Genomic DNA, 20843 nt, shown 5'->3' on the forward strand with positions numbered 1-20843 from the left:
GATTTTGATGTATGAGTTTGATTTATATCTAGTTGTGCTTTGAGAGATATGAATAAAAATGTTAAAATAGCACTATTTAGAGAGGCGCAATAAACGATCCTTTATTTATATTCAAAGACAAAGATATTACATTTAACGAATAATATGCCACTTCCTCTCAAAAGAATTCCAATCTTTCCTTAAAGCATTTTAATCAAGCCACACCCACTTACACTTCCACGTAACAAGAAAAACTCTCGTACTAACAAATTATTATTATAAGTCAGTACGAGAGCCATTAAAAATCATCAATCAAAATTCCTACTTTAGCAATCTCTCCAATTTCTCAATCATCTTCGCAAAAGCCTCCTTCGTATAACCGACCTCAATCTCCACGATCTTTCCCTTCTTATCAATGATAAAATTTCGAGGAATGGTTGCCGTGGCAAACTTCGAATAAATCTTACGTTCCGGATCAAGTCCCATAGGGAACGTGTATCCATTTCTTTCTCGAAACTTCTTCACCTGCTCCTTACTCTCCTCGCGAGAAATAGCCAAGAACACGAAATCTTTCCCTTTAAAGCGATCAATAATCTCCTTCTGCACCCGTTTCAACTCCTCTTGACAAGGAGGACACCACGTAGCCCAGAAATTAATTAATACTATCTTCCCCTTTAAATCCTTAATATTGATCTTTTGTCCATCAAACATCTCCACGACAAATTCGGGAACATCATCCCCGACTTTTACCAGCGTCACCTTTTCCTGAGCGTTAACTCTTGCTAAAGTTCCCAGTACCAACAAGGAAACCGTAAAAATAAATACCCTTTTCATGACCTTTTCTTTATTTGGTTCTTTACAAAGATAAATAATATTTTCAATAATCATTCTTGAATAAATTAAATACATTTGCATTATAATATTAACCAGCAAACAAAAACAGACCGTGCGCCTTATTTTTTACCTGCTCTTAGTAATATTCCTATATTCCTGCCGGGAAGCAACCTCCCGGCTCGAACAAACCCTGCAACTTGCCGGAGACAACAAGCTGGAACTCCAAAAAGTGCTGGACCACTATGCCAGCGACAGCCTCAAACTAAAAGCGGCTATTTTCCTTATCGAGAACATGCCAGGTCACTATTCCCTCGACGGTCCCTACCTTCGGCAACTCCAACGCATCATCGACAGCACGGGGACCCCTTACTTGATGAAGAAAGTCATCCTCATGCAACCCCTCCGTTATCCCTATTCCCGCCAGCAACTCAGGGCGGAACCGGACCTCGAACAAGTGAAAGCCGACTACCTCATTCACCAAATTGACCAAACCTTCCGGCTATGGACCAACAGTCCTTGGCTCGAAGACCTCACTCTTGAAAGTTTCCTTGAATATTTACTACCTTACCGGATTGGTAACGAACCCCTCGACTATTGGCGGGATTCCATAGATTCTCGGCTAAGGGAACGCCTGCAAGAGGCAGGACGCTACTTTGATAACCAAAAACACTCCCCCTATAACATGGCGCAGATCGTTTACGGTCACGCCCTAGGACTTGATTCCGGAAAGGACAACCTAGCAGGAATCCCCTTCTCGGCTAAAGAATGTGTCTTTTCTAGCCAACTACAACTACTGGCATATCGTATGGTAGGTATTCCCGCAGCCATAGACCACGTCCCCTATTGGGCCGACATGAACGGATTCCACGAATGGACGGTCGTCATGGATACCCAAAACAAGGACATACTCGCCGGACAGATAGAGATGAAAAACGCCCCGAAAGTATATCGCCGCACGTACTCGACCAACCCCATTCCCGTTCCCGAAAAGGACGAATACATTCCCCCGTTTTTCACCAACCCCTTCAACCGAGATGTCACCGACAAATACCTGCACACCTCGGATGTTACGGTTTCCGCAACTGTCCCCGTGCAGGCACGCCACGCCTATCTCGCCATATTCAACGGGCGGGAACTCCGGGTCGTCGACTGGAGCGACGTGCAACAAGACAAAGCCCGCTTTCACGCCATGGGTCCCAACATCGTGTATTTCCCCGTCTATTTCGAGAAGGAATACCAGCGAAACTTCGCCTATCCCTTCATCCTGCGGGCAAACGGGACAACTGTCACATTACGTCCCGACACGACACGACGACAGACTCTCACCCTCACCCGTAAATATCCTTTACATCACCACAAAGTGTACCACGGCAACGCCCTTGTTGGGGCAAGGTTTCAAGCATCGAACGATCCAACATTCCGAAACCCCGTAACCATCCACAGTGTCACCCACAACCCGAACATGCAACCCGAAATCGTTCCGGTCGACACCACGCAAAAATACCGTTACTGGCGATTTAACCATACCAAGATTGTGGAACTCGCCGAGTGGAGATTCAAGGACAAGCGGGGTCTAAACCTAACAGGAAAAAGCATTGACCCCGAAGGTAGAGGAGCCCGCCTCGCCAACATCTTCGACAACGACCCGCTTTCTCACGGGAGAATATCCCACCAGCTCGTCGTGGACTTCGACCACCCCGTCAGCGTGTCGGAAATCATCTACCTGCCCCGCAACGACGCAAACGGCGTGTACCCCGGAAACGAGTACGAGCTATTATACTTTGACCTCGGTGGTTGGCAATCTCTCGGTTGTAAAATCGCCACGGGCTATTCCGTTGAATTTGAAAACGTTCCATCGAATGCGGTTTACTGGCTGCGCAATCACACGGCTGGCAAGGAAGAGCGTGTATTCACGATACAAAACGGGGAACAACGTTTCTGGTAAAATAAAATCATCATTTTTATTCGTGTTTCCCTTCTTCTTTCAGGAAAAATCGCTAATTTAGGCTATTCATTAAAGAAAGAGGTTATGTTGGATACAATAAAACAGTTCCTCAAGGAACACGAGATTGACGAGAAAGCGGGATTTATCATTGCCGTTAGCGGGGGGGCCGATTCAATCACTTTACTCCACGCATTCAAGTACTTGAATCTACGCATACACGCCTTGCATTGCAACTTCAACCTGCGAGGCAAAGAGTCGAACATGGACGAACAATTCGTAAAACGGTTCTGTGAAACCTACGGTATCCCTATGAGCGTAAAACACTTTGACACCCAAGAATACGCCAAGAAAAAAAGTATCAGCATAGAGATGGCCGCACGGGAATTGCGCTACGACTGGTTCGAAGAAATGCGCCAAAAGAAAAAAATGGACTACATTGTCGTGGGACACCATGCCGACGATCTCGCCGAAACTCTCTTTATTAATATATGCCGCGGAACCGGCATCAAGGGTCTCACCGGTATCCGTCCTGTCAAAGAGCGTATTCTGCGTCCGCTCCTGTCCCGTTCCCGGGAAGAGATCCTTACTTACATCGAGCAAAACCAACTGGGGTATCGCACCGACTCCACCAACAACTCGCTCGACTACGTACGGAACAAAATTCGCCACATGATCATCCCCGTGTGCAAGGACATCAATCCCTCGTTCCTCAACACGGTCCGGGAGAACTGTAACACCCTCAAGGAAGTGGAGCAAATTTACCGCTACGGTATAGACCGCTTGAAAGAGGAAGTACTTAGTGAAGAAAACGGGGAAACCCTTATCGACATACAAAAAACACTGGCGGCCCCGGCCCCTTACACACTCCTATTCGAGATCCTACGGCCCTATGGTTTTAACGCCACGCAAATCGAGGATATTCTTGAAAGCAGCGACGCCATCCCCGGCAAACAATTCGAGGCAGAAGAATACTTACTTACGAAAGGTAGGATCTACTGGCGGCTGTTCAATATCTTAGAAAAAGAAGACAAACGCACTCTTTTGGCTGATAGTGGAGAATACCACGTCGATGACAGCATCTTCCGGCTCGAAGAACAAGACATCGATGACTCTTTTATCGTTCCCCGTGACCTTGACACAGGGTGTTTTGACCTCGATAAAATCACGTATCCTCTCGTATTACGCCACTGGTCCATGGGTGACTGGTTCTGTCCCCTCGGTATGAAACGCAGCAAAAAGAAATTAAGTGACTTTTTCACTGACCTCAAATTCAGTGCCAAGCAGAAAAAAGATTGTCTTATTCTACAATCCGGCAAGGACATTATTTGGGTTGTCGGCCACCGCATAGACGACCGATACAAGGTTTCGCCTGCCACCAAAAGAGTTTTAATCATCAAACAAATAAAAGGAATTTAATACGCATTAAATGATCAATGCTCTAAATAAAAAAAGAGGCCCGTCGGCCTCTTTTTAACACACTAACAATAAATTTACTACACTTATAAAAGCAAAAAACATTTCCTTCAATTGCTGGGCAAAGATAAATATTTAAAACGTTTGCGCAAACTTTTTTAAGAAAAAAAACGTTCGCGTATAACTAATCTAAAAGTTCTTTGTTTTTCATTTTTTTATCCATACTTTTGTGTGAGTTTACGACATTAAACGAGAGAGTTAACATCATTATTAACCAAATAATAAAAAAACAAATGTCAAAGATTAAAGTTGGTATCAACGGATTCGGACGTATCGGCCGTCTAGTTTTTAGAGCTGCAATGACAAGAGACGATATTGAAATCGTTGGAATAAATGACCTTATCGATGTCGACTACATGGTTTACATGTTGAAATATGATACCATGCACGGTCGTTTCAACGGAACCGTTGAGGCTAAAGATGGAAAACTCGTTGTAAACGGACACGCTATCCGTGTTACAGCAGAGAGAAACCCGGAAGACTTGAAATGGAACGAGGTGGGTGCAGAATATGTAGTTGAATCAACCGGACTTTTCTTAACGAAAGAAAAAGCAGAAGCTCATTTGAAAGCCGGGGCAAAAAGAGTCGTGATGTCCGCCCCGTCAAAAGATGATACCCCGATGTTCGTGATGGGTGTAAACCACAAAACCTACGCCGGACAAACTATTGTTTCTAACGCATCATGTACCACAAATTGTTTGGCTCCGCTGGCGAAAGTAATGCATGATAAATTCGGTATTGTTGAAGGTTTGATGACCACCGTACACGCTACCACCGCTACCCAAAAAACTGTAGACGGTCCTTCTATGAAAGACTGGAGAGGTGGACGTGCCGCTGCCGGCAACATCATCCCGTCATCTACCGGAGCTGCTAAAGCTGTAGGTAAAGTAATCCCGGAACTAAACGGCAAATTAACCGGTATGTCATTCCGTGTTCCGACATTGGACGTATCTGTTGTTGACCTGACTTGCCGTCTGGAAAAAGCTGCAACTTACGAAGAGATTAAAGCTGCCATGAAAGAGGCTTCTGAAAACGAACTGAAAGGTATCCTCGGTTATACCGAAGAAGACGTTGTTTCTTCTGACTTCTTGGGTGATGCCCGCACTTCTATTTTCGATGCTAAAGCAGGTATTGCGTTAAACTCTAACTTCGTGAAACTCGTTTCTTGGTATGACAACGAGTGGGGATATTCCAACAAAGTTATCGAGTTAATCGCTCACATGGCTACAGTAAAATAAAAAAAGGGGCATGAGCCCCTTTTTTAGTCTATTACACACACTAACCACATGGAAAATAATCAACAAAAACGGCCATACAAGCTAGGTTTGGCATTAAGTGGAGGAGGAGCCAGAGGATTCGCCCATCTAGGCGTTTACAAGGCAATGCAGGAGCTGGGAATTAAACCGGATATCATTTCAGGAACCAGTGCGGGAGCGATAGCCGGGCTTATATTTGCATCCGGTCACTCGGCTGAGGACGGGCTTAAATTCTTTCAAGACAGAAAACTGCTCGACTTCGCACGACCTTTAGTCTCCAAAACCGGAATCATGACCATGACCGGAATGGAAAAAAGGTTATCCGAGTTTATTCATGTTGAAACTTTCGAGGAACTACAAATACCGTTGGTGGTCACCGCCACCAACATGAACTTGGGCATACCTACGCATTTCAGCACGGGCAAAGTAGTCCCCTGCGTGTTAGCATCCTGTTCTATACCGATCGTGTTCGTACCCGTTACCATCAATCACCACCAGTACTCGGACGGCGGGGTATTTATGAACCTACCCGTGCGCCCGATCCGGGAGTTATGCGAGACGGTTATCGGTGTACATATCGACCCGCTGGAGCCCTGTAATCACATCAAAAGTATGGTCCACTTAGCCGAACGCTCCTTCCACATGGGTATTCTGTCAAACATGAACATCGATACCCGCTTGTGTGACATCGTTATCGTGCCGAAACACATCAGCCGATACAGCATGTTCGACCTCAATAACATCGAAAAAATAGTGGACGAAGGTTACCGACAGGCTAAAATCGTATTCTCTCGCCCAAAAATCATGAAAAAACTGAATAGCCTAATAATTCAGTGATCCCATCGATGAAATCTAAAATCACTAAATTACCATGTTTTCTTCCCTTCAAGCCCTTGGAATATCCTCGCTGAACGAGATGCAAGAAACCTCGCTGAAAGCTCATCGGGAAACCGATCACATCATCTTGCTCTCTCCCACCGGATCAGGTAAAACCCTAGCCTTCCTATTACCCTTGCTAGAAAACCTTGCTTCGGATAACACGAAAGCACAAGCTATCATCCTAACCCCATCGAGAGAACTGGCCTTGCAGATAGAACAAGTATTCCGTTCCCTGAAAAGCGGTTTCAAGGTAGTATGCTGTTACGGGGGACATGACATCAACATGGAAAGTCGCAGCCTGACATACACGCCCACACTGATCATCGGGACACCGGGACGCATTCTCGATCACATCACCCGGGGGACAATTGACACGGGCTCGATCTCCACCATCATTCTCGATGAGTTTGATAAGGCACTGGAATTCGGTTTTCAAGAAGACATGGAAACCATCTTCTCGTACTTGCCACACCTGCAAAAGCGTGTCTTAACCTCTGCAACATCGGCCATCGAGATACCAAAATTCACGGGCCTACGAAACCCTCTCATGCTGGATTTTCTTGAAGGTGCCGCACCGATCAAGTTAACACTCAAAAGCGTGTACACCGAAGGTAACAACAAACTCGACACGCTCTACAAACTACTATGTGATCTAGAGGAAGGTCCTACCCTGATTTTTTGTAACTATCGGGAACGGGCGGAAGAAGTGAGTAATTACCTGTGGGATAAAGGAGTCAATAACGAGTATTTCCACGGGGGAATGGAACAGGAAGAACGCGAACGAGTGCTGTGTAAATTCCGCAATGGAAGTACTTACATTTTCATCTCGACGGACCTCGCCTCCCGCGGCCTGGACATCCCGGAGATAAAATACATCATCCACTATCACCTCCCCGAAAAGCCGGAATCCTTCACCCATCGCAACGGTCGAACTGCCCGGATGAATGCCTCCGGTACCGCTTTTCTCCTACTCGACAGGGATGAATCCCGCCCGGATTTCCTAACCGAAATCCCGGAAACCTACCACCCCGTCGGCAAATACCCCGCCCCAGCAGAACCATTCTGGTCTACCCTCTACATCGGCAAAGGAAAAAAAGACAAGGTCAACAAAATGGACATCGTCGGTTTCCTCTGCCAAAAAGGGAACTTGAAAAAAGAAGACATCGGTAAAATCGAAGTCAAAGACCATCACTCTTTCGTCGCCGTCAAACGAGGCAATTTAAGGCAACTACTTTCCCTCATCCGAAGAGAGAAAATCAAAAATATGAGAGCCAAAATAGAACTTTCGAGGTAAAGTAATATAGAATAAATTTTAAAGACTAAAATTAAAGGGACTTTCCAGCCCCTTTAACTTATATACCCTTTCATTTTTTCTACTATCACCGAATTACCTGCCAGTATAGCAATCCCCCGGTCTTCCCGGAAAGGTTCAACATGGCCTCCCGCCTCCTGCACGATAAGCACCCCGGCACACACGTCCCAGAGCTTCAAACCCAGTTCCCAGTACCCGTCCAGAAACCCGGCTGCCACCCCGCAAAGATCGTAAGCGGCTGAACCCATGCGTCTGATACCCCTCAGATGCGGCAAAATACGGCTAATATTATCAATATTATTCACAGGATGTATTCCCTTATCGTAAGGGAAACCCGTGGCCAGCACGGAACGATCGAGTTCCGTCTTGTCGGAAACATGGATCGGGGCATTGTTTAGAAAAGCCCCTTTGCCTCGGATTGCCGTGTACAGCTCGTTCAAGTACGGAGCGTACACAACTCCTAATAACGTCTCTCCCCGGTATTGAAGCCCGATAGACACGCAAAACACGGGTAATCCTTGACTATAATTATTTGTCCCGTCCAAAGGGTCCACCACCCACAGATAGTCACTATGAGCATCATGTTTCCCACTTTCTTCCCCCAACACACTATGACCGGGAAAACACTTGCCGATACGCTCGATCAGCATGGATTCACTTAGCTTATCCACCTTCGTCACGACATCATGTACCGTTGACTTCGTTTCAAGTTCCAAGTGTCCACTTCTGAAATAAGAGCATTGAATTTCCCCTACCTCTTTCGCCCATGCCACCGCAAGCGCCAGCGTGTTTTCCAAATCTATATTCATGATAATTTATTCCTTTTTAGGATTTTCCTTTGTACCAATAATCTTTACTTTAAACAATAAAGTAGAATAAGCCGGGATGACATAAGAACCATCATACTCTCGCAATCCGCTATAGCTATATCCCATACCAGATGAAAAAAGGATAATAGCTTCTTCCCCAACTCTAAGTTCGGGCAAAGTCAAAGAGATTCCCTTTATCATATTCGGTAAAAACCATTTCACCTCATCATCACTCTCCATTTTCATGAATTGTCGTAAAGGAGTATTATATTCATCTAAAATCTTTCCCTCCGCCCACACGGTAACACTATCCGTCGCTTGAATAGACTTTCCACTCAAATTCTTTTTTGTCTTGACAATTAAAGCAATCGTGTCGGTTGCCCCTTCATGTAAATAAACAGTTTCAGAAACTGTTAAATCGTTATCTTTGATATACTGCTTGATCATTTCGTTCTCAAAAGCAAGTAGATTATCCTCCTTCACGATACCCTCCACGGTATATTCCCGATAAACTAAAGCTGTTGAAAGGCTCATAATACTCGAAACGATTGAACTCCCCGTTGTTCCTTCCGGGATATTCATTAAAATATCTGATAACGGATCTGTATATTTATCCTTATCCGTATTCATTTGTACCAAAATCGGTCCACCTAAAGTATAATAGGGAGAAACTCCGGCACCAACGGCAACACTCGGGTCTGAAGAGTCGATAACATTTCCCGTTAGGCTCCTTTGCGTGTAGTTAATCCAAACGAAATCACCATATGTTGCTTTCTTTCCTTCTTTCTGGTAATTAAACAAATAAGCGTAATCCTCGATATTTTCTTTCAAGTAAGTATAATGATACGTGAAGATCTTCGGATCGGAATCCTTACTATACACGAAATCTTTAATCCTAGCCTGCTCATCCTCAAATGTTTTCTTCCAGTTATCGCCATCATCATCGGAACACCCGATGAATCCGCTTGCCAAAAGGCAAAACATCATAAATAAATAATTACTTTTCATTTTCCGTTTTTATTTAGCTGTTATTTTTCAAATTATTCTTCTTCCGTTTTAGGCGGAACCACTTTACGAATCCGTACCCAATACCATAACGTTGAGTATGGAGGAATTAAATATTGTTTAAGTTTAGTACGATCTCGGAAAGTTATTTCCCGGGTTGTACCTACCGCACCGTAAGCCATTCCATAAGGCACGATAATATGTGCAGAATCTCCAGCCTGTAAATGTTGTAATCCTTTTACCAACCCAGTCGGATAATTTTTCTGCCAAGTCTCATTAAACAAGAAATAAATAGAATCACGTCCCATACTTCTCAACACCCGATTTTGTAATCCCACATCATCCAGCAAACCATAATCCATTTCCAACAAAACAGAATCCCCTACTTGAATATCTTGATCGCCCGTTCCTTTCTCCAAAATAGCTGTATAAGTAACTGTATCCCGCTCTCCAATAGATGAAATTTCTCGCGTAGGAAAGTCAACAAAAGCACTCTCCACGCCTATAACGTCTACTAGATAACTTCGAATCAACTTATACTCATTCACTTTCACATCGTTAATGAGCTTATGTGCCTTTAACTTATAATGTAACGGTTTCCCGTAATTATTCTTATCTCCAGCCAAAATAGAGGGTACAATCATTTCTCCACCCATACTTCCAACACTAATATGTCGAAACGCTTCTGCCACATAATCATATTTCTTGATCGTGTCATAACGATAAAGAACCGGTCCTCCAAAAGCATAAGTAAACGTGGAATCACCCTGTTCGGGAGATGTCGTATCCAATTTATCCCCATTTAGATAGAATTTCTCGTAATCCATCAACACCCATCCTGTATCTTTCGCAACCTCGCCACTATTATCGTAATTGAAAATAAAGACGGTATCGATCAACATGCCTTTCACGCTATAATACTCAAGATAAAGAATCGGCGTGGTAATCTGACTCAGGTACTCGTGAATAGCGATCTTCTCATTTTCCAATGTATCAATCAAATCGAGATCTTCTTCATCGTTATTACAACCGAAGAAAGTCAACGCAAACAAACTGCTTAATAGAATCAGAAACTTATTCATTATACTACTTATTATCTATTGGTACTTCCACCCACGCACCTTGATGCAAGCGCATCGTGCTTTTTATTCCGACTTCCCGCAACCACTCGAATGCCAACGCCCGGTTGTCATTAACCAACTGGGGCAAATGAGCGTCAGAATTCACCATCACGGGAATATTCAACTCTTTCAACCACTTGAAATACTTCACATTGGGGAACATCATCCCCTTTTTCGTGTATGCTTTCGTGTTCACCTCCACCATGACGCCCTTCTCCGCTATCAAGGACATATAGTCCCACAACAACCGGTTATACCACTCCTGTTCCGTCAACGTGCTATCCATCAGTGAACCGTTCATGGATATTTTATCCAAATGCGCCACGAAATCAAAACCACCCAACTCCACCATCCGGGAAGACGCCTTGAAATAAGCCTCCACGAGATATCTCAGATCATCATGAAAGACCAAACGCAAGTTCTCCCTAAAATCCTCGAACTTCCCGTCCATATCCATGATCTCACCCGTCTGTTCCTCGGTCACGAGATGCACGGAACCAATGCGGTAATCCAGCGGCATACGCTGAAAATATTCTACTGCCGGTCCCCAATCATCATTCAGATAATCAATTTCCATCCCCACATAAAGCTCAATCTGCCCCGCGTATTTCTCCTGCAAACGCTTTATCTCCGTCAGGTAAGCCTCCACGTTTCCTTTGCTTAAAGACCAACGGGTCTCGAAAGGAAGTGGTGAGTGCGAAGAGATCCCGTAACTATGAAATCCCGCCTCGATGGCAGCCTTCACGAAATCCTCCGCCGGGGCTTTCCCGTCACAAAAATTACAATGACTATGATACGTGCATAAATCCATCAGCTACTCCTTCACCCAAGCATGAACAATTTCGGCCACGTACACTTTGTGGAAATCCTTCTGGCCGTACTGGCTATCCACGATCTTCTTGTCCAGAAAAGCCTCTTCCTTCAAGAAGTCAGTATATAATTTCTTACACTCCAACACCAATGTTGCCTCCTCGAAAGCCGGGTTCCCGGCCTCCGTGAAATAGGGCGTCAACCCGCTTTCCTGCACCTTGTTCACGTTACGCCCGGAAACAGAACCACATACATTCAATGCATGACGGTACTTCTCGTCAAAAAACGACAAGGTAAACTCATCTTTTTTCTCCGTAAACTCGAACGTGTAACGTTGTGGTCGCACAAACACCATCACCACGGGTTTATTCCACAAATACCCCATCGATCCCCAACTAGCCGTCATCATGTTGAACTTCTCCTGATCCCCAGCCGTCACCAGCATCCAATCCTGACCGATCAACTTGATCACGTTCTTGTCTATATTCTTAGCTTCAATCTTTCTCATCTTTATTCAATTTAACACCAACTTGTAACCTGTAAACCTGCAACTCGCCGCAGGCGATCTTCTTACATTCTCTCCGGCATCTCTATTCCCAACATCCCCATGGCATTCTCTATTGCCACGCTACATTGCCGTGCCAGTAGCAAACGTAAATTACGCACTTGCTCGTTTTCTTCCTTCAGTATAGAGTAATCATGATAGAACTGGTTAAATTCCTTCGCCAGCTCGTAAGCATAATTCCCGATCAACGCCGGGCTATAATTATCCCCTGCCTCCTTCACGACCGCGGGCAATTTAGCAATCAGCTTAACCAAATTCTGTTCCTTCTCGGTTAATGCCGTGTGAATATCTCCCGGAACGATCTTTACCCCGGCCTCTTCCGCTTTACGCAAAACAGACTTAATACGCGTATAGGTGTACTGGATAAATGGACCCGTGTTCCCGTTAAAATCAATAGATTCCTTCGGGTTAAACATCATGGTCTTCTTCGGATCAACCTTCAAGATAAAATACTTCAGCGCCCCCAAAGCAACCTTACGATACACGTCCTCGGCCTCTTCTTTCGTGTAACCGTCCAGTTTCCCCAACTCCTCGGAAGTCGTACGAGCCGTGTGAATCATCTCGTCAATCAAATCATCGGCATCCACCACCGTCCCCTCACGGGATTTCATTTTCCCCTCCGGTAATTCAACCATACCGTAAGAAAGATGCTTGATCTTGTCGGCCCAATCGAATCCCAACTTCTTACAAACCAATGACAACACCTGAAAATGGTAATTCTGCTCGTTACCCACCACGTATATCTCCTGATCCATATTAAACTCGTTGAAACGATCGTATGCCGTACCAATGTCCTGCGTCATGTAAACAGAAGTCCCGTCATCCCGCAACAACAACTTGTGATCCAACCCATCACCGGTAAGATCGGCCCACACGCTTCCGGTATCTTTCCGGTAAAGTACGCCATCAGCCAAACCTTTCAACACGAGGTCACGCCCTTTCTTGTATGTCTGTGACTCGAAATATACTTTGTCAAACGAGATACCCATCATTTTATAGGTCTCGTCAAAACCTTTCAATACCCAATCGTTCATGGTCCGCCACAAGGAAACCACCTTCTCGTCCCCGGCTTCCCACTTACGTAACATCTCCTGAGCCTCCAACAATATCGGGGCCTCTTTCTTTGCCTCCTCTTCCGTCTTGCCCTGCTCCATCAACTCCTTGATCTGCGCCTTGTACTCCTTGTCAAAACGCACGTAATAATCTCCCACGAAGTGATCCCCCTTAGTTCCCGTACTCTCCGGAGTAGCACCGTTGGCAAACTTCTCCCACGCGATCATACTTTTACAGATATGGATCCCCCGGTCATTCACCAAGTTCACCATAATCACGTTATGCCCATTTGCCTTCTGAATCTCAGAAACCGACCATCCCAGAAAATTATTCCGGATATGTCCCAAATGCAAGGGTTTATTCGTGTTCGGTGAAGAGTACTCAATCATATAGGTCTTCCCGCTAGGCTCCTTCGCATAACCGTACTTCTCCTCTTTTGCCACGTCATTCAACACCTCGATCCAGTAAGCAGAAGAAATCACCACGTTCAAAAATCCCTTGATCACGTTGTAGGTTTCCACCTCTTCAATATTTTGTTTCAAATACTCTCCCAGCTCTTTAGCCGTTTCCTCGGGCGATTTTCTGGAATATCGGGTAAACGGGAAAACGACCACCGTCAAATCACCGGCAAATTCTTTCCGGGTTTCCTGCAACTGTACGTCTTTCTCGGTTAATTCAACCCCATAACAAGCCTTTACGGCCTCCAGCACCTGCTGAGTAAGCATTTTTTCTATCGTCATATCTCTCAAACTTTTAATACCGTATTATCCATTGATTTGCAAAAATACAATTTCTTGCTATAAATCCCCCCTAAACCCGAAAAAAAACAACATAATTTTTCCCCTGTTCTCATGATCTCCAAAAAATCACAAAAACAAGGGAAAGACCCTTAATTTACAACTGAATTAATTTATGATTTATGAATTACGATTTACAATTAAAAAGTACCAACCATTCGAGACCGAAATCATAAATCATAAGTCCTACCGTCCTCCCAAAATTCTCACATACTCCGCGTACGCCACCTTATACTGGTAATTCGCCGAAACCACGTTCGTGTAGGCTTGTAACCAAGTCGCCTGCGAAGACAATACATCCAGAATCGGTAACTTCCCTTCGTTATAGCTAAAGGTATTCAATTTCAAATTCTCCCGGGCAATTTCTAGCGTAGAATTAGCAATCTCCACCTGTTTCCAGTTCTCGTTCAACTTCACCCAAGCATTTGCCAGTTCCTCTTTCACTTGATCCTCGACTTTACTCATGGCTAACTCCTTACTTGTCTCCATCGCCCGATTCTGTTTCACGTACTGGCGTTTCTCTCCCCAGTTGAAAATAGGCATACTCAACTTCGCAAAAGCCACCGTCGCAAACTTCTCGTCACCGGAAACATTAATCAATGGCGTACCCCACGTCTCCTTCACCCCCACGGCCAGCTGCGGCAGATACTTGGAACGTATAATCTTGGTCTGTTGCTTGGTCAAATTAAAATCCTGCACGGCAATCTGGTAATCGGCTCTCCGTTTCAAAGCCACTTCCAACGATTGTAAACCCGGAACGATCACCGGCTTCTGGATCGAGTCAATAATAACCCACTTTTCCTCTAAAGGAACCCCCATCATGATTTTAAACGACTGCATCGCTGTCTGGTAATTCATATTCCGGGTAGACTCTTGCAACTCCGCCTCCTTCAAGCGGGTCTTCACCATCAGCAAGTCGGTCTTGCTAATCGCCCCCTCGTCAAAACGTTTTTGTACAATCCCGTCCAATTCCTTCACGATCAACACGAACTCTTGGGATATATAAAACAGACTCTCGTTAGCCGCCAACGTCCAATAACTCACGTCTGCCGCGTAAACAATATTATCCGTCGTCAACTCTTCCCCCAAACGGGCAATCGCTTTCTGTAACTTCGCCGCCTCTTGCTGCTTGCGTACCATACTCCCCGCGTACACGTTCTGCGACAATGCCGCCTCCGCCGAATAATTATTGTGTTTCAGATCAACCCCCTGCATAAATTCCACGTCTTCTACCTGATACGAATAATTCCCGCTTAATTGTAATTTCGGAAAGAATCCCGTTTTTACCCCTTTCAACGCGTATATCGCCGCCTTGACAGCCTCTCTCGATTGCTTGATGTCCTGATTATAATCCAGCACCTTCGCCCGGTACTCCTCGACCGTCAAGGTCTGCGCTATCCCGCTCCCCAACGTCATCCATAAAATTCCTATTATAATAACAAAAACCTTCATACAATTAAAAATTGAATATTGAAAATAAACTCCCTCCCCCCTTCGGGGTACTCCCTCTATAAACAGAGGGAGAGTTAAAATACTCCCTGTCTTCGGGAAGAGTCACCAGCTCCTCCTCTGTTTATAGAGGAGGTGGCCGAAGGCCGGAGGAGTTCAATCTAAAATCTAAAATCATTAAATCTAAAATCACTCCGCTTTTATCCTGAATATCAAACAATACGTCACGGGCAACACCACGATAGTCAACAAACTGGCTACCAGCAAACCACCCATGATACAAGCTGCCATCCCGCCAAACATAGCGTCAAACAACAAGGGTAGCATTCCCAATATCGTCGTACCCGAGGCCATTGCCACCGGAACGATTCTTGACTTCGTGGCCTGCAACACGGCATCCAGCGGGGCCAACCCGTTCTCCTGTTCGATACCGATCTGGTCCACCAGTACAATCGCATTCTTGATATTCATCCCTACCAATCCTAACACGCCCAGTAAAGCGAAAAAGTCGAACATTTTCCCCATCATCAGCAAGCCGAAGACCACCCCGATAAAAATCAACGGCACCATCAGCAATATAATGGTCGGTTTCCGGTACGTTCTGAAAAGCAACAACAACACGATAAACATCAAGATAAACGTCAACGGCATATTGGCAGCCAAAGCCTCGTTGGACTCCACCTGACTCTCGTCCTCCCCGAATATTTTCATCCGGTAGCCTTCTGGCATATCCATACTTTTCACCTTGTTCCACACTTCCGAGAAAGCCGCTTTCGTGTTCGCTCCCCGTTTGGGGTCACATTGCGCCATCATCACCCGGTCCCGGTTATACCGTTTGATCACGTTATAATGATAATCGTATGCAAAGCTATCCACCACCTGCGCCAAAGGCACCGTGAATCCCTGCGTGGCAAACACGGGCAGCGTCTTCATATTATCCAGATTCTTACTATCAAACCCATCCTCTTTCAGCAATATTGGCATAAACAAATCCTTCTCCCGGAAATCCCCGATGGCCAACCCGTTCGTGGCAATTTTTAAGGCGTAAGCCACCGACTGGCGGGTTATCCCTAGGCGTTGTCCCCGTTCCTGCGAGTAGGCCGGTTCCCAAACGGGAACCTGATTTCCCCAACTACTTCTAATATCCGTCACCATATCACATTCTCGCATGATATTCATCGCCCGTTCCGTCAAAGCTGCAAGCGTGTCGATATTCTCCCCGATAAAACCGATCTCGATGGCGGCCTCCACCGCCGGGGACAACTTGAACAAAGAGGAACGAATCAACATATCCGGGTAATTCTCCCGCACGTAAGTATTCAAACGCTCCTCCACGATCGGAGACTGTTCCTTTTTCTCCACCTCGATCAACAGATTCCCGAAATTCGCTTTCGGCCCGAAAGATGTACTTGCCAGATAATATCGTAATGGTGATCCCCCGATTGTTACCGACACGTTCACCACCTCATCCTGATCCAGCAAATAAGCCTCAATATCCGACATCATATCCTCCGATTCCCGAATACTGAACCCTTCCGGCAGGAAACAATCTGCCCGGAAATAAGGTTTATCCATACTCGGGAAGAAATTCTGCGGCATAATCCCCATGATATACATGGACACCAAGAACAAACAGACCACCGAAACAATCGTGATCACCTTATACTTGATCAATCCCCGTAACACGGAAACAAACCTGTTGTAGAACTTCGTATCGTAAGGATCTTTACTAGAATCTCCGGAATTCTCCTTCAGTATAAAATTACCGAACACGGTCGTCTGCGTCAACGCCAGAATCCAACTCAATCCCAGCGAAACTGCCAGCACGATAAACAAAGGTTTCACCATTTCTGCCACCGAAGAAGGCGCCAAGTACAAGGGTAAAAAAGAAAATATAGCAATCAGCGTGGCCCCCAGCAATCCCCATTGCGGAACCGTAGCCCCCTTGATCAAAGCATCTCGCCGACGCATACCCTTTTTAATCAATATCTGGGCATTATCCGTCACCACGATGGCATTATCCACCAGCATACCCATTGCTATAATAAAAGCTGCCAGCGACGTCCGGTTCAACCCGACTCCCATAAACTGCATGATCAGCATCGTTCCACCGATCGAGAAAATCAACGAGGAACCGATCAGTAACCCGGCACGGGTCCCCATCACCAGCAAAATAATAAAGATCACGATCACCACGGACTCCACCAAGTTCAACAAGAAGCCGTTATTTGCCTCCCGTGCAATCTCGTTCTCCGGGTAAAGGGTCACGAGTTCGATTCCCACGGGCATCAACTCCTCCAACTGGCTCAATCGCTCCTTCACCTTATCCCCCGTCTTCACCACGTCACGCTCCGGATCGGTCGAGATACCGATGCCGATAGCCCGTTTACCATTCACCCGCATCAAACTGTTTGGCGGGTCCATGTACCCCTTTTCTATCGTGGTAATATCCCCCAGCCGAACCTGTTGTCCCGTCTGGGTCACGATCAATTGATTACGAATATCATCTAGCGTTTTGTACGTCCCATCGGCCAATATCTTCAATTCCAAATTTCCTGCCCGTTTCTCTCCCGTGTTAATCAGAGAATTTTGCGACTTGATCGTCTGTATCAAAGAGTTCAGATCAATCCCCGAATTCGCCAACTTCGACATGGAGATAAACACGTTCACCACCTCCGTCTGCTCCCCGTACAAGGCCACCTTCTGCACCCCGTCCACGGAAACAAGCTGGGTCTTCAATTTTTGTCCCCACTCCCGCAAATCGTGATAAGAAAAACCCTCTCCGGCCGTCAGCCCGTAGTATATCCCGAACACGTCACCGAAATCATCCGACACGCTGATCGTCGAGGCTCCCTGTGGCAGCGACGGTTGTATGTTCAACACCTTACGCCGTAACTCGTCCCACATTTGGGGCATCTCCTCCGGCGGGGTTGCCGGGCTCAACTCGATTTGTATTTTAGACATCCCGTAATAGGAATCCGATTTAATCTTGTGTACCCGGCGCATGGATTGAATTTCCCGCTCGATCGGCTCCGTGATTAACTGCTCAACCTCGCTCGGGGTTGCTCCCGGGTATCTCGTTATAATGACCGCTGTCTTGATCACAAAAGGCGAATCCTCCTTTTTCCCCAGTAGATCGAAAGATAAAACTCCCCCGACTAACAATATGGCCAAAAAGAAATAAACGACCTTCGTGTTTTCCAGCGAATATTTAGCTATATTCATCATATCAAACTATTTAAGCAACTTCACCTTTTGACCTTCCGTTATGTAATTCGCCCCTGCCACGACAATCGTGTCCTCATTCGTGAGTCCCTTCTGCACCATGATCTTATCATTCCCGAACAATTGCCCGATCTCCACGGTCCGGCTAGTCACCGTCTCCGTCTTCGGGTCATACACCCAAACACACGTCTCGTTCGTGGTCGAATTCTTGAACAACGCGCTCATCGGCACGATATAACTATCCTCCACCGGAGTTTCTATCTTCAAATTTACTTTACAGGAAAAACCGGGATATATATTATGCTTATCCCTCGAAAACCGGGAATCATCAATTACCAATTTCACCGGAATACCCGTTCCATCGGGCGAGGCATCAATAAATTCTTTCACTTTCGCCTTGAACCAAATCCCCTTGTAGGTATCAAACTCCACGGTCACCGTCATGGGCGTGCGAGTTAAGTCAACACTCGTCTCCGGCAACGTAAAACCAACCGCCAACTTGTTCGGGTTAACCAACTTGATAATCGACTCGCCCGGGTTCACCTTCTGGTAATTCTCCACAAACTTCTTCTCCACAAAACCGTCAAACGGGGCCCGCAGTTTCGTGTCTTCCAGCGTGTTCGCTGACGTCTCGTAAGCCGATTTACCTTTTATATAATTAGCCTCCGCAATTTCGTACTCTTGTTGCGAGATCGCCTGCATGGAAAGCAACCTTCTGTTCCGTTCCAACTGGGATTTAGCCGTTAAATAAGCCGCCTTGTTCGCCTCGAACTGCAAACGATAATCCAGCGGGTCAACCGCCGCGATCACCTGTCCCTTTTTCACCTTCTGCCCCTCGTCCACGTTCATAGCAATCAACGGTCCGGACAATTTAAACGCCAGATTACTATACTCCTCAGCCTCCACGACACCGGTGTACAACTTGTTAATAGCACCTAATGATTCCACATTTACCACTCTCACAGGACGTACAATATCCTGATACGTGTTATCCTTTTTCCCTTTGCAGCCACTCCACAAAAGAGCCACCGCAATATAAATCATCCATTTAAATCCCATAAAACAAACCTTCTTATTTATTACAAATTATTATCATTCCATCGCTCGGTTAAATAGCAATGAATATGCCATATTTACATTTCAAACAAATAACTTTATAATTAGAGTTCTTCCCCCTCGACCTGATACGCTCCCTAACCATCTATTGATCACTTAATCTGACTCGTATACGGGAATAAAATGATAAAGTTTTCCTCGACGGTTCATGTCGAGGAAAACTTTATCATTTAGAATATATTTTTTCTCTATTTTTCTACTTCCGTCACTGTAACACCTTGTAACGTCGCCACAAGTAAAAGCATAACCATATTGAAACAAGTGTTTCCTTAGCGCAACATACAACGAAGACCGAACCGGAGTGGGAGGAGAAATAGGAGAATACAAATTCCTATTTCCCAAAGACCGGGCAATGCACGAATCTCGTCTTTGAGAAACAGGAATATAATTAATTATCCGGAAATACTCTTTCCCGGGTCACTTCACTAACCCTGCCGTCCGCAAACGGATCTCGGTCAAGATCTTTTTCGTGTATAACGGGAACTCCCCGTTCAACATCCACGCGAAATAACCGGGTTGCTCTTTCAGTACTTTCACCACGGGAACCCCTTTGTTCTTCCCGAAATTAAATACCTCTACCCCTTCTTCATTGTAAATAATAAATCCGGCAAAATCTGCCGTGTTATTCTGTGTTGAGAACTTGCTTAGGAAAGCGATGTCGTTCTCCAGCGTGTCATTATAACGATCCAACTGAGCTTTCAGCACCTCGTAAGTGGCCGTCGTATCGGCAGCCGCCGTGTGGGCATCTTCCAAATTCTTGTTACAATAAAAACGATACGCCGCACTTAACGTACGTTGCTCCATCTTGTGGAAAATTGTCTGCACGTCCACGAACTTCCGTTTCCGCATATCGAAATCCACGTCCACACGCAAAAATTCCTCCGCCAGCAATGGAATATCAAAACGATTCGAATTATATCCCCCCAAATCACACCCCTCGATATAACGTGCCAAATCCTTGGCAATCTCCTTAAACGTCGGACAATCTTTCACGTCATCATCATAAATTCCGTGAATCGCAGACGCCTGTTCTGGTATATGCATTTCCGGATTCACCCGGATCGTTTTTTGTTCCTCTTTCCCGTTCGGCATCACTTTCAAAACAGAAATCTCCACGATCTTGTCCTTCGCGATATTAATACCCGTTGTCTCCAAATCAAAGAACACAATCGGGTTGGTTAATTTTAATTCCAAAACTTACTAATTTTAGATTTA

Annotated in this window: 16 protein-coding genes; 5 read left to right on the forward strand and 11 right to left on the reverse strand. The window is 45.5% G+C overall.

Annotated elements, in window-relative coordinates:
- Window positions 1–300: 300 nt before the first annotated feature.
- Window positions 301–813: a TlpA family protein disulfide reductase gene (locus R8806_RS06825; RefSeq protein WP_124317992.1), complete on the reverse strand. Its 513-nt coding sequence runs from the start codon at window positions 811–813 to the stop codon at window positions 301–303.
- 112 nt (window positions 814–925) lie between these two features.
- Between R8806_RS06825 and R8806_RS06830 the strand changes: the two genes are divergently transcribed.
- The 5 genes from R8806_RS06830 to R8806_RS06850 all read left to right on the forward strand — a co-directional run bounded on the left by R8806_RS06830 (window position 926) and on the right by R8806_RS06850 (window position 7660).
- The gene (locus tag R8806_RS06830; protein ID WP_124318193.1) at window positions 926–2758 is read left to right on the forward strand and encodes a hypothetical protein; all 1833 of its coding nucleotides are present in this window, start codon (window positions 926–928) and stop codon (window positions 2756–2758) included.
- Between the two features lie 84 nt (window positions 2759–2842).
- The gene (gene tilS, locus R8806_RS06835; protein ID WP_124318194.1) at window positions 2843–4174 is read left to right on the forward strand and encodes a tRNA lysidine(34) synthetase TilS; all 1332 of its coding nucleotides are present in this window, start codon (window positions 2843–2845) and stop codon (window positions 4172–4174) included.
- Between the two features lie 290 nt (window positions 4175–4464).
- A complete protein-coding gene (gene gap / locus R8806_RS06840; protein ID WP_118301982.1) occupies window positions 4465–5469 on the forward strand; it encodes a type I glyceraldehyde-3-phosphate dehydrogenase in 1005 nt (334 codons plus the stop codon).
- Window positions 5470–5517: 48 nt separating this feature from the next.
- Window positions 5518–6324, forward strand: a complete 807-nt coding sequence (locus tag R8806_RS06845) for a patatin-like phospholipase family protein (RefSeq protein ID WP_124317099.1) — start codon at window positions 5518–5520, stop codon at window positions 6322–6324.
- Between the two features lie 34 nt (window positions 6325–6358).
- Window positions 6359–7660, forward strand: coding sequence for a DEAD/DEAH box helicase (locus R8806_RS06850; RefSeq protein WP_124317100.1), 1302 nt, complete (start codon window positions 6359–6361; stop codon window positions 7658–7660).
- Between the two features lie 53 nt (window positions 7661–7713).
- Here the strand turns inward: R8806_RS06850 and R8806_RS06855 are convergent, their stop codons facing one another.
- The 10 genes from R8806_RS06855 to R8806_RS06900 all read right to left on the reverse strand — a co-directional run bounded on the left by R8806_RS06855 (window position 7714) and on the right by R8806_RS06900 (window position 20822).
- Complete coding sequence (locus R8806_RS06855) at window positions 7714–8487, reverse strand: inositol monophosphatase family protein (RefSeq protein ID WP_124317101.1); 774 nt, start codon at window positions 8485–8487, stop codon at window positions 7714–7716.
- Between the two features lie 6 nt (window positions 8488–8493).
- Window positions 8494–9495, reverse strand: coding sequence for an FKBP-type peptidyl-prolyl cis-trans isomerase (locus R8806_RS06860; protein WP_124317102.1), 1002 nt, complete (start codon window positions 9493–9495; stop codon window positions 8494–8496).
- 32 nt (window positions 9496–9527) lie between these two features.
- Window positions 9528–10574, reverse strand: a complete 1047-nt coding sequence (locus R8806_RS06865) for an FKBP-type peptidyl-prolyl cis-trans isomerase (RefSeq protein WP_124317103.1) — start codon at window positions 10572–10574, stop codon at window positions 9528–9530.
- Window positions 10575–10578: 4 nt separating this feature from the next.
- The gene (locus tag R8806_RS06870) at window positions 10579–11424 is read right to left on the reverse strand and encodes a histidinol-phosphatase (RefSeq protein WP_124317104.1); all 846 of its coding nucleotides are present in this window, start codon (window positions 11422–11424) and stop codon (window positions 10579–10581) included.
- Window positions 11425–11427: 3 nt separating this feature from the next.
- Window positions 11428–11931, reverse strand: a complete 504-nt coding sequence (locus R8806_RS06875; RefSeq protein WP_124317105.1) for a flavin reductase family protein — start codon at window positions 11929–11931, stop codon at window positions 11428–11430.
- 62 nt (window positions 11932–11993) lie between these two features.
- Window positions 11994–13781 (reverse strand): arginine--tRNA ligase, encoded by a 1788-nt coding sequence (argS, locus tag R8806_RS06880; protein ID WP_124317106.1) that lies wholly within the window; start codon window positions 13779–13781, stop codon window positions 11994–11996.
- 243 nt (window positions 13782–14024) lie between these two features.
- Window positions 14025–15290: a TolC family protein gene (locus R8806_RS06885; RefSeq protein ID WP_151412214.1), complete on the reverse strand. Its 1266-nt coding sequence runs from the start codon at window positions 15288–15290 to the stop codon at window positions 14025–14027.
- A 186-nt stretch (window positions 15291–15476) separates the two neighbouring features.
- A complete protein-coding gene (locus tag R8806_RS06890; protein WP_124316166.1) occupies window positions 15477–18512 on the reverse strand; it encodes an efflux RND transporter permease subunit in 3036 nt (1011 codons plus the stop codon).
- 9 nt (window positions 18513–18521) lie between these two features.
- The gene (locus tag R8806_RS06895; RefSeq protein WP_229782931.1) at window positions 18522–19571 is read right to left on the reverse strand and encodes an efflux RND transporter periplasmic adaptor subunit; all 1050 of its coding nucleotides are present in this window, start codon (window positions 19569–19571) and stop codon (window positions 18522–18524) included.
- Between the two features lie 474 nt (window positions 19572–20045).
- Window positions 20046–20822, reverse strand: coding sequence for a 3'-5' exonuclease (locus tag R8806_RS06900; RefSeq protein ID WP_027199774.1), 777 nt, complete (start codon window positions 20820–20822; stop codon window positions 20046–20048).
- Window positions 20823–20843: the final 21 nt, after the last annotated feature.

Origin of the sequence: Butyricimonas faecihominis (genome assembly GCF_033096445.1) — a bacterium.
GTDB classification, from domain to species: Bacteria; Bacteroidota; Bacteroidia; order Bacteroidales; family Marinifilaceae; genus Butyricimonas; species Butyricimonas faecihominis.

Coding starts and splice junctions, on each gene's coding strand:
- R8806_RS06825 (WP_124317992.1), bottom strand. CDS start 813: ATGAAAAGGGTATTTATTTTTACGGTTTCCTTGTTGGTACTGGGAACT.
- tilS (WP_124318194.1), top strand. CDS start 2,843: ATGTTGGATACAATAAAACAGTTCCTCAAGGAACACGAGATTGACGAG.
- gap (WP_118301982.1), top strand. CDS start 4,465: ATGTCAAAGATTAAAGTTGGTATCAACGGATTCGGACGTATCGGCCGT.
- R8806_RS06845 (WP_124317099.1), top strand. CDS start 5,518: ATGGAAAATAATCAACAAAAACGGCCATACAAGCTAGGTTTGGCATTA.
- R8806_RS06850 (WP_124317100.1), top strand. CDS start 6,359: ATGTTTTCTTCCCTTCAAGCCCTTGGAATATCCTCGCTGAACGAGATG.
- R8806_RS06855 (WP_124317101.1), bottom strand. CDS start 8,487: ATGAATATAGATTTGGAAAACACGCTGGCGCTTGCGGTGGCATGGGCG.
- R8806_RS06860 (WP_124317102.1), bottom strand. CDS start 9,495: ATGAAAAGTAATTATTTATTTATGATGTTTTGCCTTTTGGCAAGCGGA.
- R8806_RS06865 (WP_124317103.1), bottom strand. CDS start 10,574: ATGAATAAGTTTCTGATTCTATTAAGCAGTTTGTTTGCGTTGACTTTC.
- R8806_RS06870 (WP_124317104.1), bottom strand. CDS start 11,424: ATGGATTTATGCACGTATCATAGTCATTGTAATTTTTGTGACGGGAAA.
- R8806_RS06875 (WP_124317105.1), bottom strand. CDS start 11,931: ATGAGAAAGATTGAAGCTAAGAATATAGACAAGAACGTGATCAAGTTG.
- argS (WP_124317106.1), bottom strand. CDS start 13,781: ATGACGATAGAAAAAATGCTTACTCAGCAGGTGCTGGAGGCCGTAAAG.
- R8806_RS06885 (WP_151412214.1), bottom strand. CDS start 15,290: ATGAAGGTTTTTGTTATTATAATAGGAATTTTATGGATGACGTTGGGG.
- R8806_RS06890 (WP_124316166.1), bottom strand. CDS start 18,512: ATGAATATAGCTAAATATTCGCTGGAAAACACGAAGGTCGTTTATTTC.
- R8806_RS06895 (WP_229782931.1), bottom strand. CDS start 19,571: ATGGGATTTAAATGGATGATTTATATTGCGGTGGCTCTTTTGTGGAGT.